We start from the raw sequence: 14,247 nt of genomic DNA on the forward strand, positions 1-14,247 counted from the left end.
GTAAGCGGATGAATTGGTCAGGACCGGCCGCGAAGGCGGAGGCCGAGAAGAACGTGGACGACCATCAGGACAAAGCCGAGCGGCAGGCAGACATAAGCCGTTGCGACGAATCCCGGCCATACCTCAGCGCCAAGGAGCGCAGTCAGAAGAACCGCGAGGAGGGCAAACAGGCCCAGAACGGCGAAGCCGACGGCGGCAATGAGCAAGACGAGACGCGCACCTCCGCCCCGTTCCCCGGCCGGGCGGCGGGCGTCGTCGTCGGCTGGTTGCGGCGTCCCGGGATTCTGTTTCATATTGCTTCCAGCGTACAAGAGCCCTCCGGCCCAAACCCGCCCCGAGCGACCGGTATCCTATTAAGGCAGACTTTCCCCCGCGCACGCCCAACCGAGTGAGCGGATTAGCCGGATACGCCGGCAGGTCCTGGACGCCACAGTGTGCGCAAGCAGTTCGAGAACGAGGTAATGACGTGCCTATCGGCAAGGTTAAGTGGTTCGACTCCGAGAAAGGCTTCGGCTTTTTGGCGACGGATGACGGCAAGGAAGTATTCCTTCACGCCTCGGCGCTCCCGGACGGGGTGTCCGAAGTGAAGGTCGGCACCAAACTGGAGTTCGGCGTCGCCGACGGCCGTAAGGGTCTCCAGGCCCTGTCCGCGCGAATTCTCGACGCGCAGCCATCGGTTGCCAAAGCCACCCGCAAGAACGCGGAAGACATGGCGGTCATAACTGAAGACCTGATCCGTCTACTGGATGACGTGTCCAATGGACTTCGCCGTGGCCGCTACCCGGACAAGTCCCACTCAGCCAAAGTTGCGGCGGTACTTCGCGCCGTTGCCGATGATCTGGACGTCTAGATCCAGTGAGCGAGTCCCCGGAATCATCCCAGGCATCAACGGAGACGGCAGTAGCGCAGCCGCCGAAGCGGAAACCGCTGCGTAAGCCTTCCAAGCCGGACGCCGTGTTGGCCGCGGCAGTCGATGCTGCCCGCAGCGCGGTGGAGCAGATTGCCGGAGATTCCGAAGTGGGAGCACATCTTGGCGTCTCCCCCGAAGCGGAGCGGCTGGTTACGCACCGGTTCTCCGCGAACGTTCCGGGCTATGCGGGCTGGCAGTGGTTCGCCACGCTTGCCCGGGTGCCACGCGGCAAGGACGCGACAGTCTGCGAACTGGGGCTCCTGCCCTCCGAAGATTCACTGCTCGCCCCGGACTGGGTCCCCTGGTCAGATCGCGTGCGGCCAGAGGACGCCGATCAGGCTGACGCGCCCATCACCGAGCCGATCGTCCCGGATACGGTGAGTGCTGCGGATACGCAGGCAGCAGAGGACGACGCCGAGCCAAAGACCCCTGGAGGCGAATCCCCAGTTGCCTAGCGAGGAGTGCACGGCAGAAAGGAAGGCGTCCTGATGGGCACGTTCCGTTCCCTGCACATCCACAACTATCGACTGTGGTTCATTGGCGCGTTGATCTCCAACGTGGGGACCTGGATGCAGCGCACGGCCCAGGACTGGCTCGTTTACGACGTCCTGACCGACCAGGATGCAGCGGCCATGGGCATTGTCATGGCGCTGCAGTTGGGTCCGCAGCTCTTCATGGCGCCCTGGGCCGGGTTGATCGCCGATTCCGTTGACCGGCGGAAACTCCTCATCGGGACACAGTCAGCCATGGCTGCCCTCGGCGTGGGCCTGGGCATCCTTGTAGTGCTGGGGATCGCCGAGCTCTGGCACGTGTATGCGTTCGCCCTCGCACTCGGGATAGTTTCTTCGATCGATGCCCCGGCTCGCCAGACGTTCGTGTCCGAACTGGTCCGCGATGACTATCTACCCAATGCCGTCGCGCTGAACAGCGCCTCCTTCAACGGCGCGCGCATGTTCGGTCCCGCAGTAGCCGGCCTGCTGACGGTGGCCGTCGGTCCCGGCTGGGTCTTCCTGATCAACGCCGTTACGTTCGGTGCGATGATCTTTGTCCTCGTCACTATCCGGCGGAACGAGTTGCGCGTCCTTGACCGCTCAGCGCCCGGCCGCGGGCGCATCCGGGCAGGCTTCCGGTATGTGAGGCAGCGGCCCGACCTGATCATGGTAATGTTTGCCATTTTCATTGTGGGTACCTTCGGCCTCAACTTCGCCGTCTACATCGCCGCCATGGCGCGGACGGAGTTCAACACCGGGGCGGGTGTTTTCGGGACCCTGTCGTCCATCATGGCGGTGGGTTCCGTGGCGGGTGCGCTGATGTCGGCTCGCAGGGAAGGGCCGAGACTTCGGTTCGTTTTCGGAGCAGCGGCAGCCTTCGGTGTGGCCTGTCTGCTCGCCGCACTGGCGCCGTCGGTCTGGCTGTTCGGCGTTGCACTGGTCCCTGTGGGCCTGTTCGCGCTCACTCTCATGACCAGCGCGAATGCTTATGTCCAGACCACAACAACGCAGGCCATGCGCGGCCGCGTCATGTCCCTGTACTTCGCGATCTTCCTCGGCGGCACGCCGATCGGCGCGCCCATTGTGGGTTGGGTGACCAATGCCTACGGGCCGCGCTGGGGACTGGTGGTTGCAGCGGCTTCCGGAGTGGTGGCAGCCCTGGCCGGACTGATCTGGATCTGGCGCTCGCACCGGATTACGGTGCGGCTGGTGCATCCCTCGCCGAGGCGGCTCAGGCTGACCCTGGCCGCCACGGCACGCGATACCGCCGATCGCAACGGCTAAGAGCGCTCCACGACGTAATCGATGCACTGCAGCAGTGCGGAGACGTCCTCCGGCTCGATTACCACGAAAGTGGCGATGCGCAGCTGGTTGCGTCCAAGCTTGCGGTAGGGCTCGACGTCGACGATTCCGTTGGTCCGCAGGACCTTGGCCACAGCCGCGGCATCAACGGAGTCGTCGAAGTCGATGGTTGCAATGACGTTCGAGCGGTCCGCCGCATTCGCCACAAACGGGGTGGCTACGCTTGATTGCTCTGCCCAGCCGTAAACGCGTCCGGCCGAGTCCGCCGTCCGGTTGGCAGCGAACTCGAGGCCGCCGTTGCTGTTGAGCCACTCCACCTGTGCGTTGAGGGTGACGAGCGTGGCCAGCGCCGGGGTGTTGTAGGTCTGGTTCAGCCGGGAATTGTCGATGGCTGTCTGCAGGTCGAGGAAGTCGGGGATCCAGCGCTTCGATGCCTTGATGCCTGCAGCGCGCTCCAGCGCGGCCGGGGAGAACAGTCCGAGCCAGAGGCCGCCGTCTGAAGCAAAGTTCTTCTGCGGTGCGAAGTAATAGATGTCTGCCTGCGCAACGTCCACGTGCAGGCCGCCTGCCGCGCTGGTGGCATCGATCGCTACCAGGGCGCCGTCGTCGACCCCGTCCACACGCTTAACCGGAGCCGCGACGCCGGTGGAGGTTTCATTCTGCGGCCACGCGTAGAAATCGACGCCGGGCTCCGCAGCCGGACTCGGACAGGTTCCGGGCTCTGCGGTGATGACGGTCGAATCCTCCAGGAAAGGGGCCTTGGAGGTTGCTGCGGCGAATTTTGAACCGAACTCACCGAATGAAAGGTGCTGTGCCTTCGCGTTCACCAAACCGAAGGAGGCAACGTCCCAGAACGCCGTGGAACCACCTACCCCGAGGATTACCTCGTAGCCATCGGGTGCCCGGAAGAACTCCGCTAGACCGGACCGCACGGAGCCCACCAGGTTCTTGACCGGAGCCTGCCGGTGCGAGGTACCCAGCAGAGTGGTACCCGCAGCGTTCAGTGCGTCCAGCTGCGCTGAGCGCACCTTCGAGGGCCCGGCACCGAACCGTCCATCCTGGGGGAGGAGTTCGGTGGGAATGCGGATATCGGCAGTGTTGCTCATGGTCGCTCCAGGACGGTCTTGGGCAATGTGGGGTCGAAAAACCATTCTGCACCAGCGCACACAGCGACAATGCATTGTGACCCGGGCTGGGCCTGGGCGCAGCATGGGAGCAGGCGTCGATGGGTTAACCTTGTGAGGCGTACGGATGAAGGCGGCAGCTCGGCCCGGGGCCGAAATAGACAGCCGGATCATCAACGCTCAAACTGCACCAGGGCCTAGGAGCTGAACCCGCATGACGGACCTCATCGACACCACAGAGATGTACCTGCGGACCATCCTGGAGCTGGAAGAAGAGAACATCGTTGCACTGCGTGCGCGGATCGCTGAGCGGCTGCGCCACTCCGGACCAACGGTTTCCCAGACAATCGGCCGGATGGAGCGGGACGGACTGGTGATCGTCACAGGTGACCGCCACCTGGAACTCACCGAACTTGGGCGTCGCAGGGCGACGGAGGTCATGCGAAAGCATCGGCTTGCCGAGCGGCTGCTCGCCGATGTCATCGGTCTCGACTGGGCGTATGTCCATGATGAGGCTTGCCGGTGGGAACACGTCATGAGCGAACGGGTTGAGCGCAGACTGTATGAACTGCTCGGTCAGCCCAGGGAATCGCCTTACGGCAATCCGATCCCGGGTCTTGAGGCCCTCGGCGGCGAGCCGCCCATTGCATTCACGTCGGGCGTGAGCAGCCTCACAGATGCCATGATGACTTACGCCCAGGGCTCCACAGTGACCCTGATGCGTCTGGCAGAGCCCATCCAGGTTGATCCCGAGCTGTTGACGCAGCTGGATGAGGGCGGACTGCGCCCCGGCGCAACGCTGAGACTGGAGGCGGTTGGAGATTACGTCTCTGTCCGTGTGCCAGGCGTCGAAGGCGCGCTGGAACTCCCACCGGAGGTCGCCTCACATGTATTCGTCGCCGTTCAGCCCTAAGTCTGATGCCGCTGAATAGGCGAAAGATATCCACATGTTGATAACGGAATGGTTACTTTTGCTTTAGCACCTCTATAGTGGAAAACTGGCGTTGATACTTCAGCGTTACCTAATTCGCATGCCTAACCCTGTCGGCGAATTCTGTGCTGAGACATGTGACAGGGGCGGAGGACCCACCAATCGGCCACGGCTAACCGTGACCTTGGGGTGAAGTTCACCAGTAACCATGGATGTGGCCGCGGGTGAGCCGAGTTTCTCATACTCGAATCCGACAGCTAACTTCGCAGGCAAAATGAGAGAGGGTCTCCTTGTCGAATACTGCTTCGGGGCGCCGCCGTGCCAGCACCCCGCTCGCTGAAGCGCGGCCTCGCGACGCCCACCGGCGTGAACGTGCCGAGCGGGCAGCAGCCCACGCAGCCGCCGGCTTAACAAGCGCTCCGGCTCCTGACCCAGCTCCGGCTTCGGCTATCTCCCCAAACCCGGCTCGTGTTGCTTCCAAGCCTGCGGCTCCGGCTCTGACTGTGCCGTCGGCTCCGGCTGTGACTACGCCGTCGGCTCCGGCCGTTACCCTGGCGCCGGCAGTTGAGATTGCCGGGGTTGCCATGCAGGAGTGCATGGGCACGCAGCACACTCGCCGAAGCGCCCGCGGCGGCTATACCGGGCCCGACACACCGATGAAGCCGCGGGACGCACAGCGCCGCGAACGACGCCGCAAGGCGGCAACCGCACGGCGGGATGTCTCCTTCACCGGTCTCAGCCAGAAAGTAGCCATCGCAGCTGCCGCATCGGGAATGGTGCTCACCGTCGCACTACCCACCACTGCGGCCGTCGCACCTGCCCAGATGCAGCAGGCGGCACACACCAGCCAGGACGCGGCGAAGCCCGTTCAAGCGGCCGCAAGCGCCGAAGTGACCTTTGATCGCGCGGCACTGCACGGGAAGTTCGATCCTGATGCCAAACTGGCCGAGATCGTGTCTGCGTCCGGCAGCGATATCGTTGCCGCAGAGTCCAAGGGTTCCCTCTCTGCGCCGTTGGATAACGTGCAGCTGAGCTCGCCCTTCGGAAACCGCATCAGCCCGATCACCGGTGCCGGCGAACTCCACACAGGTCAGGACATGAGCGAAGCGTGTGGCACCGCCGTGAAGGCCGCTGCTTCCGGAACCGTGACCTTTGCCGGGTGGCACGCCTATGGCGGCGGCAACCGCGTCGTCGTCGAACACGGCAACGGACTCAAGACCACGTACAACCACCTGTCCGCCATTGATGTCACCGTGGGGCAGGAAGTGCAGCGGGCCCAGTCGATCGCGCGCGTGGGAAGCACCGGCGCGTCCACTGGCTGCCATCTGCACTTTGAAGTCATGATCGACGGGAAAAACGTCGATCCGCTCGGCTGGCTCTAGGAAGCCAGGGCGCGTTTCGCCCCCGTTTATAACGGGCGACACACCGTTCCGTGATCGGAATGTGACATGCCCGCCGAACTCATGTACCGTCTAACTCGTGCCAAATCGCAGGGGGTTTGGCACCCTCGCGCAGATCGCCTAGCTCTGCCACTGCACGAGGTCCGTTCGCAACAATCGCATGGCAGGGGCGGGGGAACCAATTGCGGGCTTCGAAAGAAGCCCTAGGGGTTAAGTCGCAGGGTCTGAAAGGATCCACGGCCGGGTGACTCCCATCCGAATCCGACAGCTCACCTCGCAGGCGTAGGGAGAGGCAACTTAACGTGTCAAACAGCTCTGCGCTCGGACGCCATCGCGCGGTTCCGGCTCATACCAACTCGCTCGCAGCAATCTCGAAGGCTGTATCTTCGAACGCCGGATCCGTAGGACGCCAGGCAGCGGTTATCGTCGCAGCTTCCGGCCTCGTCCTTACCGCGGGCCTCCCGGCACACGGTGCCGCAGACGCCCAGCGCTCGGCACAGGCAGTCAAGACTCTGAACTCCATCTCCACTGAAGCGCCCGTCAGCGCCTCCGCAGATGCGGCAGTGACCTTTGAGCGCGCAGCCGTAGAAGCCGTCGCTGCTCCCGTCGAGGTAGCTCCCGTTGTTGCCGTCCAGGCCGATGTTGTAGAGGAAGCACCGGCTCCCGTCCCGGCCGCTGAGCCTGTTGCCGTAGAGGCAACCGTGGCAGCACCGGTCGAGGTGGAGGAAGCAGCCGTTGAGGCTCCTGAGCCCATCGAAGCACCATCGGCCAGTGGAATCGGCGCAGCGCTCGTCGGTTCGGCTTACGCCCAGATCGGTGTGTCGCAGGACTGCACCGCGATGGTTGAGAACGCACTGCGTTCAATCGGCAAATCCGTCGGCGACATCGCGCCGGGTGACTTCTTCGCATTCGGCTCGGTTGTCTCCTCGCCCGCGCCCGGTGACCTCGTCATTTCAGCCGGCCACGTTGCCATCTACGTCGGCAACGGTCAGGTCATTAGCGGTGGCTTCAACGGCATGAACACCGCTCTTCACAACTTGTCCGACCTCTCCGGCTACAGCTTCGTTCGCGTTAGCTAGAACCAGATCGACCTGGAGCTTCAACACATGACCCCGAATTCCCGCGCCACCATTGCGCGCCACCGTGCCGAAGTACAGCGGTCGGCCCACCTTTCCTCCATCGCCCGCGCCGTCAGCGACAATGCCGGCGGAGTAGGTCGCCAGGCCGCGGTCATCGCTGCAGCGTCCGGGCTTGTTCTCAGCAGCGGTGTTGCCGCCAACGCGGTAGAACTGCCCGCCGAGCGCAACGCAGTCACCAGCACCCTGGAGATTCAGTCCGTCACCGCCCCCGTTCAGGCGGCTGCCGACGCCAAGGTTTCGTTCAACAAGGCAGCTGTCAAGGCGGTTGCCGCACCCACGGTGGCCACCCCTGCAGTGACCCTGCAGGCTGAAGAGATCGTGGAAGCTGCACCGGCTGTTGTGGCTGAGGCTACCGTTTCCGAGCCGGCAGCTGCAGTAGAAGTTGCTGCCGAAACCGTAGCGGTCCTGCCGGAAGCACCGGCGCCTGTTGCTCCCGAGGTCTCCTCCGGCGTAGCAGCAACAATCGCAGCAGCAGCCCAGGGCCAGCTCGGTGTGATCCAGGACTGCACCCGTCTTGCCAGCAACGCCCTCGCTGCAGCAGGCATCAACTTCCACGGTTGGCCTGCAGGCTACCTTTCGCTCGGACGCACTGTCAGTGCCGCCGAAGCGATCCCCGGGGACCTCATCTATTACGCCGACGGCGGCATGGGTGCAGCGCACATCGCTGTGTACATCGGCGGCGGACAGGCTGTACACGGCGGTTTCAATGGAAACCAGACAGTTGTTGCTCCCGCGAACCTCGGTTCCGGACCGGTATTCATCCGCGTCGGAGGCTAGTCCAAAAGCTTTACACCAAAGGCCCTCTGCCACCAGGCAGGGGGCTCTTTGCGTGTTGCGATTGACGAATCCTTACGCCGACGGCTTACCCTTGCAGTGTCAATCCGAAGCACCTTCGCTGTAACTTCAGGGGCGTCCCGCAAGTTTCAGGGGATGGACGGCAAAGAGGAATGTGCATGCGCACTCTCGTTCTGAATGCTGGATATGAACCACTGGCGGTGGTGACCTTCCGCCGGGCGCTGGTGCTTGTGCTCACGGGGAAGGCCAGTGTGGTCGCTGAAGGAGATGACCCCGTTGTGGGCCCCACCGAAGTACTCTCGCGTCCCTCGGTCATCCTTCTCAATCGCTACGTGAAGATTCCGTACCGCCACAATCTCGTTGCGACCCGCCGCGGCGTGCTCCGGCGCGATAACCACTTATGCGCCTACTGCGGTAAGGCGGCCTCAACGATCGACCACGTGGTCCCACGGTCCCGCGGGGGTGAGGACAGTTGGGAGAATCTCGTTGCCTGCTGCCTCCGCTGCAACAACGCCAAGGGGGACAAGACTCTCGCGTCTCTCGGCTGGTCGCTGCGGGTGGTCCCCCGACCGCCGCGCGGTACCTGCTGGCAGATCCGCGAGCTGGAGAAGCCCTCGCCACAGTGGAGCGAGTTCCTTCCCGCCGATAACGCTGCGTGAGTGCTCCGGGCCCGCTGCCTGGGCGCGATCACACCCTTTTGTTCGACGCGGTCATCCTGAGTGGTGGACGGTCTTCCCGGCTTGGCGGGGTCCCGAAAGCATCCCTACAGATCGGTGACCGGAATCTCCTCGCCCTCACCTGTGAGGCGGCGTCGGCCGCCCGCCGTCTCCTCGTCGTCGGGCAGTCCACGCCGGGAATGCCGGGGGGTGTGGAGCTACTCCGGGAAGATCCGCCGTTCGGAGGTCCGGCGGCGGCGGTGGCGGCCGCCGTCGGACACTTGCGGTCCAGCCACGCACCGTGGCTGCTGGTGCTCGCCTGCGACATGCCGCGTATCGGCGAGACATTGCCGGCACTCCTGACAGGTGCGCGGGAAGCCGGTGCCTCGGTCCTGGCGCGCGACGGCGGCCGCGACCAGCCGCTGGCGGCGCTGTACCGCTGGAGTGACCTTGCATCCGCCGTCGATAGCGGGGCGTTAACGAATCTATCCATGCGCCACCTGCTTGCTAGGGTGCAATGGAGTGCAGTCGAGGTCCCCGCGGGCTCAACCCACGACGTCGATACGTGGTCCGACGCCCAAGAACTTGGGATCGAGGAGCCGTACGCGGACCAATAGCGAAAGGTTCACCATGGAGGATCGGGATCGCCTGCTGCGGCAGTGGAGTGAGCAGCTCATTGAGATGTTCGAACTCGACGGAACGGAGGTGGACGTCGACGCCGTCCTGGCTCTTGCCGGGAAAGCCGCGCATTCGGTGGTCCGGCCTGCGGCTCCGCTGACCACATTCATCGCAGGATATGCGGCGGGGATGGCGGTGGGGTTCGGGCAGGCGGACAGTGCAACTGCCCAGCGGTCGGCCATTGAGGCAGCGGGCGCGGCGTGCCCACCGACAGCCGAAGACGGGGAGCGCCAGTGACGAAATCGGGCAGGAACGTCGCCTGGGAAGAGGCGCTAAGGCTGGCTTTCCACGCGGCGACGCCCAAGCCCGCGCAAACGGTCAACCTCTCGGACGCACTAGGCCAGACCCTCGCAGAACCCGTGGTTGCGTTGCAGCCCATACCGCATTACGCATCCTCGGCCATGGACGGCTGGGCAGTGCAGGGTGAGCCGCCATGGAAGTTGGTCAGCCCCGAACCGGTCGACGACAGGCCGTGGCAGCGTGTACACGCGCACAAGACGTCCGGCTATGCGGACCTGGCGCCCGGCGAGGCCACTTTCATCCTCACCGGTGGCGTGGTTCCGCCAGGTGCCAGCGGGATACTGCGGACCGAACACGGAGCAGTCCGCGGCTGCACACTGACGCGGAACGATCAGGCCAGGCCGGACGAACCTGCCGATCAGGAGCATATCCGGCCGGCGGGTGAAGAGGCGCCGGAAGGAACCGAGGCCATTGCCGCGGGTTCCGTCCTGAACCCGGCACAAATCGCCCTTGCCGCCGTATGCGGTTATGACAATCTGCCCGTGCTGCGGGCTCCCCGCGTTTCACTCCTGCTGACCGGTGACGAAGTCATTGAGGCAGGCCTTCCCGAGCCCGGGCAGGTCCGCGACACTTTCGGGCCGCAACTCCCGGGACTGGTCACTATGCTCGGCGGGCACGTGGACACGGTGGCCAGGGTACGCGACGACCTCGACGACGTCGTCGCCGCCATCAGCGCGGAAGCGCTGGACGAGCTCTCCCTGGCCCGGGCATCGGGCGACGTATTGATCAGCACCGGCGGCACGGGATCCTCTGACGCCGACCACATCCGCCGTGCTCTCACCGTCCTGGAGGCTGATTTCATCATTGACGGGATCGCCATGCGCCCGGGCCATCCCACCCTCCTGGCAAAGCTGCAGGACGGCCGGTTCTTCGTTGGACTCCCGGGCAATCCACTGGCCGCGATGATGGCTTTGTTCACCGTGGCGCGCCCGCTCCTGGCCGGATTGCGTGGAGCGGCGTTCCCTGAGCCGCAGCGGGCGCTTGCCGGTGAGGATTTCGGTGCACTGCCCGGCCGGACGCGGCTCGTGCCGTACCGGAACAGCGAAGGGCGGGCGATGCCCACCGTGCATCACCGGTCGGGGATGCTCCGGGGCCTTGCCGACGCCGACGGCGTGCTCGTAATACCCGAGCAGGGGTGCCAGCAGGACGAGAACATCCCAGCGCTGCCGCTGCCCTGGTCAAGCTAGCAACGAGGGGTCCCCAAACGAGCGGAGCGAGTTTGGGGTAGTTGTGACGCGCTAGCAACGAGGGGTCCCCGAACGAGCGGAGCGAGTTTGGGGTAGTTACGACGCGGTAGCCTTCTCCAGCCGGATCACTACCGATTTCGACGTCGGCGTCCCACTGACGTCGGCGGTGGAGTCCAACGGGACCAGAACGTTGGTCTCGGGGTAGTACGCTGCCGCGCAACCGCGCGGAGTGGGGTACGCAACTGCACGGAAGTTCTCCGCCCGGCGCTGCACGCCGTCGTCGTACTCTGACACAAGATGCACCATGGAGCCGTCCGTCAGGCCGGCCTCCCGCAGATCCTCAGCGTGGACGAATACCACGCGGCGGCCGCCGCGGATGCCGCGGTAGCGATCGTCCTTGCCGTAGATCGTGGTGTTGTACTGATCGTGTGAGCGCAGGGTCTGCAGCAGCAGCCGCCCCTCGGGGACGCGCGGGTACTCGAGCTGGTTGCCGGTGAAGGATGCTTTGCCTGTTTCGGTGGGGAAGTGACGGTTGTCCCTGGGCCCGTGCGGGAGGATGAAGCCGCCGTCGTCAATCTTTTTCTCGTAGGACTCGAATCCGGGAATGACGGCGGCAATGTGTTCCCGGATCAGCGCGTAGTTGCCCTGCAGGGCTGGCCAGTCAACCTTCGGAGCGGATGCGCGGTAGGGGCTGTCCGGGCGGGAGAACAGGTGTTCGGCTAGCCCGCAGACAATCGCGATCTCAGAGCGGACCTCCGGGCCGGGGGGAGTCAGCCGCCCGCGGGAGGCGTGTACCGCGCTCATGGAATCTTCGACCGTGACCCGCTGGTCTCCCGACGCCTGGGTGTCGCGGTCAGTGCGTCCCAGTGCGGGCAGGATGAGCGCCCGCCTGCCGGTGATCAGATGGGAACGGTTGAGTTTCGTGGACACCTGTACGGTGAGCCGCGTGGTGCGCAGCGCGGCGTCCGTAACCTCGGAATCCGGGGTAGCCCGGACGAAGTTGCCGCCCATGGCCATGAAGACGCGCACGTTTCCATCCCGCATGGCCCGGATTGCGCCCACGGTGTCGTATCCGTGTTTTCTCGGTGATGAGAAGCTGAAGCGCGCATCGAGGGCGTCATGGAAGGCGGGCGGCATCCGTTCGAAGATGCCCATCGTGCGGTCACCCTGCACGTTCGAGTGCCCCCGAACCGGGCAGAGCCCCGCGCCGGGCTTGCCGATGTTGCCCTGCAGGAGAAGTACGTTGACGACGTCGCGGAGCATCGCGACCGAGTGCTTGTGCTGGGTCAGTCCCATAGCCCAGCAGACAATGGTGCCCTTCGCGGCGATCATGCGCTCGGCAACGGAGACGATTTGTTCGCGGGTGAGCCCTGTCGCTTCGAGGATGCTGTCCCACTCCACCGTGCGCAGCTGGTGCAGGTACTCGTCCAGCCCAAGGGTGGATTCGCGGATGAAGTCGTGGTCGAAGACGGTTCCGGTGGCTTCCTCGCGCTCAAGCAGGTGCTTGCCGATGCCCTGGAAAAGCGCCTGGTCACCGCCGATCCGGATCTGCAGGAAGTCATCGGCAAGCTGCGTGCCGCCTCCGAACCGGGAACCGAGCAGACCGCTGACCGTCTGCGGGTTCTCGAACGTCATCAGGCCCGCCTCCGGCAGCGGGTTGATCGCGACGATCTGTGCGCCGTTCTTCTTGGCCTTCTCGAGGGACGTGAGCATGCGCGGGTGGTTGGTGCCGGGATTTTGTCCTGCGATCAGGATGAGCGGCGCGGTTTCCAGGTCCTCCAGGGAAACCGACCCCTTGCCGATGCCGATGGTCTGAGTCAATGCCGAACCGGAGGACTCATGGCACATGTTCGAGCAGTCCGGCAGGTTGTTGGTGCCGATCCCGCGGACCATGAGCTGGTAGAGGAATGCCGCTTCGTTCGAGGTGCGCCCCGATGTGTAGAACACCGCTTCATCGGGGCTCTGAAGTGCCTCAAGTTCCTCCGTGATGATGCCGAACGCCTCGTCCCAGCTGGCCGGGCGGTAGTGGGTGCCGCCGTCGTCGAGCAGCATCGGGTGTGTGAGGCGGCCCTGCTGGCCGAGCCAAAAGTCGTCATGCTCCGACAGGTCGCTGACCGAGAATCGCTCGAAGAACGACGGCGGCACGGTCCGCTTGGTCGCTTCTTCGGCCACAGCCTTGGCGCCGTTCTCACAGAACTCGGCGCGGTGCCGGTTTTCGCCCTCCGGCCACGCGCATCCCGGGCAGTCGAAGCCGCTGACCTGATTCACGGCGAGCAGGGTCTGGGCACTGCGGACCGGACCCATCTGCTCCAGTGAAATCTTGAGCGCATGCGCCACTGCGGGCAGGCCCACCGCCTGCTTCTTCGGTGCGGCGGACTTGAGCCCAGCCTCATTGATGCCGTCTTTCGGGGCTCGCGTTGCCATTTGCCCTCACATCCTCGTGTTGGAGTCAACTAGTCTCATTCTAGGAGCAGGAAGGAGGCTGATGTGGCGCGAGTGACGGACCGGCGGCGGATTGTGCGCTTCCGGCTTGACGGCCCGCCGAGCCGTCGCGAGGACCGGCTGGCAGGGGAGGAGCCGCTGGAGATCCGGCTTGGAGCGCGCGCCTTCACGGTCACGATGCGCACGCCGGGGGAGGACTTTGACCTGGTGGCGGGATTCCTCGTCTCCGAGGGCGTGGTCAGCGAGCCGGGCGAGATCATCAGCCTGCGGTACTGCGCAGGCGTCGATGAACAGGGCCAGCAGACGTTCAACGTGGTGGAGGCCCAACTCCGCCCTGACGTTCCGCTCCCGGACACCGGGATGGAACGTCACGTCTATACCTCCAGTTCCTGCGGGATTTGCGGGACGGCGTCGATCGACGCGGTGCGGAAGTCGGCCCGCTTCGAGAAGCACGACGACGACGGCGCGGTGGATCTCGCGGTTCTCGCCTCGCTGCCGGAGCGGCTGCGTGCCGGCCAGAAGCTCTTCGACCGGACCGGAGGGGTCCATGCAGCGGGACTGTTCAGCCGGGATGGTGAGCTGTTGTGCCTCCGTGAAGACGTGGGCAGGCACAACGCCGTCGACAAGGTTGTGGGCTGGGCGCTGCGCGCCGGCCATCTGCCGCTGTGCGGGACCATTCTGCAGGTTTCAGGCCGCGCCTCGTTCGAGCTCGTCCAGAAGGCGCACCTCGCGGGGGTGCCGATGCTCGCGGCGGTGAGTGCGCCGTCGTCGTTGGCGGCTGATCTGGCTGAGAAAACGGGCATCACCCTTGTGGGTTTCAGTCGTGGAAATACGCTCAACTGTTACGCGCATTCTCACCGCATCCGCGCGGAATAGGCGATGCCCAGCCGGG

15 protein-coding genes and 2 riboswitches are annotated in these 14,247 nt (G+C 64.8%); of the genes, 12 read left to right on the top strand and 3 right to left on the bottom strand.

From position 1 onward, the window contains the following. Positions 1–17: 17 nt before the first annotated feature. Positions 18–293, bottom strand: coding sequence for a hypothetical protein (locus BJ994_RS01945; protein ID WP_167990903.1), 276 nt, complete (start codon positions 291–293; stop codon positions 18–20). A gap of 173 nt (positions 294–466) precedes the next feature. On the opposite strand from BJ994_RS01945, the gene BJ994_RS01950 reads away from it, so the two are divergent. The 3 genes from BJ994_RS01950 to BJ994_RS01960 are packed head-to-tail and all read left to right on the top strand — an operon-like array spanning position 467 to position 2,685. Further along, on the top strand, positions 467–850 hold the full coding sequence (locus BJ994_RS01950; protein WP_167990905.1) for a cold shock domain-containing protein: 384 nt from the start codon (positions 467–469) through the stop codon (positions 848–850). A 5-nt stretch (positions 851–855) separates the two neighbouring features. Beyond that, positions 856–1,365: a DUF3027 domain-containing protein gene (locus tag BJ994_RS01955; protein WP_167990907.1), complete on the top strand. Its 510-nt coding sequence runs from the start codon at positions 856–858 to the stop codon at positions 1,363–1,365. A 33-nt stretch (positions 1,366–1,398) separates the two neighbouring features. Next, entirely contained in the window at positions 1,399–2,685 is a 1,287-nt protein-coding gene (locus BJ994_RS01960) for an MFS transporter (protein ID WP_167990910.1), read from the top strand. Here BJ994_RS01960 and serC read toward each other — a convergent pair. Then, a complete protein-coding gene (serC, locus tag BJ994_RS01965; protein WP_167990912.1) occupies positions 2,682–3,809 on the bottom strand; it encodes a phosphoserine transaminase in 1,128 nt (375 codons plus the stop codon). The two genes, BJ994_RS01960 and serC, sit on opposite strands and share 4 nt — an antisense overlap. A 232-nt stretch (positions 3,810–4,041) precedes the next feature. Here serC and BJ994_RS01970 point away from each other — a divergent pair, with 232 nt between their 5' ends. The 8 genes from BJ994_RS01970 (at position 4,042) to BJ994_RS02005 (ending at position 10,913) form a co-directional block, all read left to right on the top strand. Then, a complete protein-coding gene (locus BJ994_RS01970; RefSeq protein ID WP_167990914.1) occupies positions 4,042–4,740 on the top strand; it encodes an iron-dependent transcriptional repressor DtxR in 699 nt (232 codons plus the stop codon). A 134-nt stretch (positions 4,741–4,874) separates the two neighbouring features. Next, positions 4,875–5,046, top strand: a riboswitch (cyclic di-AMP (ydaO/yuaA leader). A gap of 2 nt (positions 5,047–5,048) precedes the next feature. Beyond that, positions 5,049–6,140, top strand: coding sequence for a M23 family metallopeptidase (locus tag BJ994_RS01975; RefSeq protein ID WP_245192225.1), 1,092 nt, complete (start codon positions 5,049–5,051; stop codon positions 6,138–6,140). A 156-nt stretch (positions 6,141–6,296) separates the two neighbouring features. After that, positions 6,297–6,455, top strand: a riboswitch (cyclic di-AMP (ydaO/yuaA leader). A 5-nt stretch (positions 6,456–6,460) separates the two neighbouring features. Then, complete coding sequence (locus BJ994_RS01980) at positions 6,461–7,237, top strand: NlpC/P60 family protein (protein WP_167990916.1); 777 nt, start codon at positions 6,461–6,463, stop codon at positions 7,235–7,237. Between the two features lie 27 nt (positions 7,238–7,264). Continuing rightward, on the top strand, positions 7,265–8,074 hold the full coding sequence (locus BJ994_RS01985; protein WP_167990919.1) for an NlpC/P60 family protein: 810 nt from the start codon (positions 7,265–7,267) through the stop codon (positions 8,072–8,074). Between the two features lie 176 nt (positions 8,075–8,250). Then, positions 8,251–8,751 (top strand): HNH endonuclease, encoded by a 501-nt coding sequence (locus BJ994_RS01990; RefSeq protein WP_167990921.1) that lies wholly within the window; start codon positions 8,251–8,253, stop codon positions 8,749–8,751. Next, positions 8,748–9,365, top strand: coding sequence for a molybdenum cofactor guanylyltransferase (mobA, locus tag BJ994_RS01995; RefSeq protein WP_342450222.1), 618 nt, complete (start codon positions 8,748–8,750; stop codon positions 9,363–9,365). The genes BJ994_RS01990 and mobA overlap by 4 nt, the downstream gene beginning before the upstream one ends. 13 nt (positions 9,366–9,378) lie before the next feature. Next, positions 9,379–9,663, top strand: a complete 285-nt coding sequence (locus tag BJ994_RS02000) for a DUF6457 domain-containing protein (RefSeq protein ID WP_167990923.1) — start codon at positions 9,379–9,381, stop codon at positions 9,661–9,663. Further along, positions 9,660–10,913, top strand: coding sequence for a molybdopterin-binding protein (locus BJ994_RS02005; RefSeq protein ID WP_167990926.1), 1,254 nt, complete (start codon positions 9,660–9,662; stop codon positions 10,911–10,913). Before BJ994_RS02000 ends, BJ994_RS02005 begins: the two co-directional genes overlap by 4 nt. A 96-nt stretch (positions 10,914–11,009) precedes the next feature. On the opposite strand, the gene BJ994_RS02010 is transcribed toward BJ994_RS02005, so the two are convergent. Continuing rightward, a complete protein-coding gene (locus BJ994_RS02010) occupies positions 11,010–13,337 on the bottom strand; it encodes an FdhF/YdeP family oxidoreductase (RefSeq protein WP_167990928.1) in 2,328 nt (775 codons plus the stop codon). Between the two features lie 63 nt (positions 13,338–13,400). Here BJ994_RS02010 and fdhD point away from each other — a divergent pair, with 63 nt between their 5' ends. Then, complete coding sequence (fdhD, locus tag BJ994_RS02015) at positions 13,401–14,231, top strand: formate dehydrogenase accessory sulfurtransferase FdhD (RefSeq protein WP_167990930.1); 831 nt, start codon at positions 13,401–13,403, stop codon at positions 14,229–14,231. Positions 14,232–14,247 lie beyond the last annotated feature (16 nt).

Source organism: Arthrobacter pigmenti, assembly GCF_011927905.1.
GTDB classification, from domain to species: Bacteria; Actinomycetota; Actinomycetes; order Actinomycetales; family Micrococcaceae; genus Arthrobacter_D; species Arthrobacter_D pigmenti.

What these genes read in the sequence shown, in the direction of transcription:
- BJ994_RS01945 (WP_167990903.1), bottom strand. Translation starts at nt 293, where the DNA reads ATGAAACAGAATCCCGGGACGCCGCAACCAGCCGACGACGACGCCCGC.
- BJ994_RS01960 (WP_167990910.1), top strand. Translation starts at nt 1,399, where the DNA reads ATGGGCACGTTCCGTTCCCTGCACATCCACAACTATCGACTGTGGTTC.
- serC (WP_167990912.1), bottom strand. Translation starts at nt 3,809, where the DNA reads ATGAGCAACACTGCCGATATCCGCATTCCCACCGAACTCCTCCCCCAG.
- BJ994_RS01970 (WP_167990914.1), top strand. Translation starts at nt 4,042, where the DNA reads ATGACGGACCTCATCGACACCACAGAGATGTACCTGCGGACCATCCTG.
- BJ994_RS01985 (WP_167990919.1), top strand. Translation starts at nt 7,265, where the DNA reads ATGACCCCGAATTCCCGCGCCACCATTGCGCGCCACCGTGCCGAAGTA.
- BJ994_RS01990 (WP_167990921.1), top strand. Translation starts at nt 8,251, where the DNA reads ATGCGCACTCTCGTTCTGAATGCTGGATATGAACCACTGGCGGTGGTG.
- BJ994_RS02000 (WP_167990923.1), top strand. Translation starts at nt 9,379, where the DNA reads ATGGAGGATCGGGATCGCCTGCTGCGGCAGTGGAGTGAGCAGCTCATT.
- BJ994_RS02010 (WP_167990928.1), bottom strand. Translation starts at nt 13,337, where the DNA reads ATGGCAACGCGAGCCCCGAAAGACGGCATCAATGAGGCTGGGCTCAAG.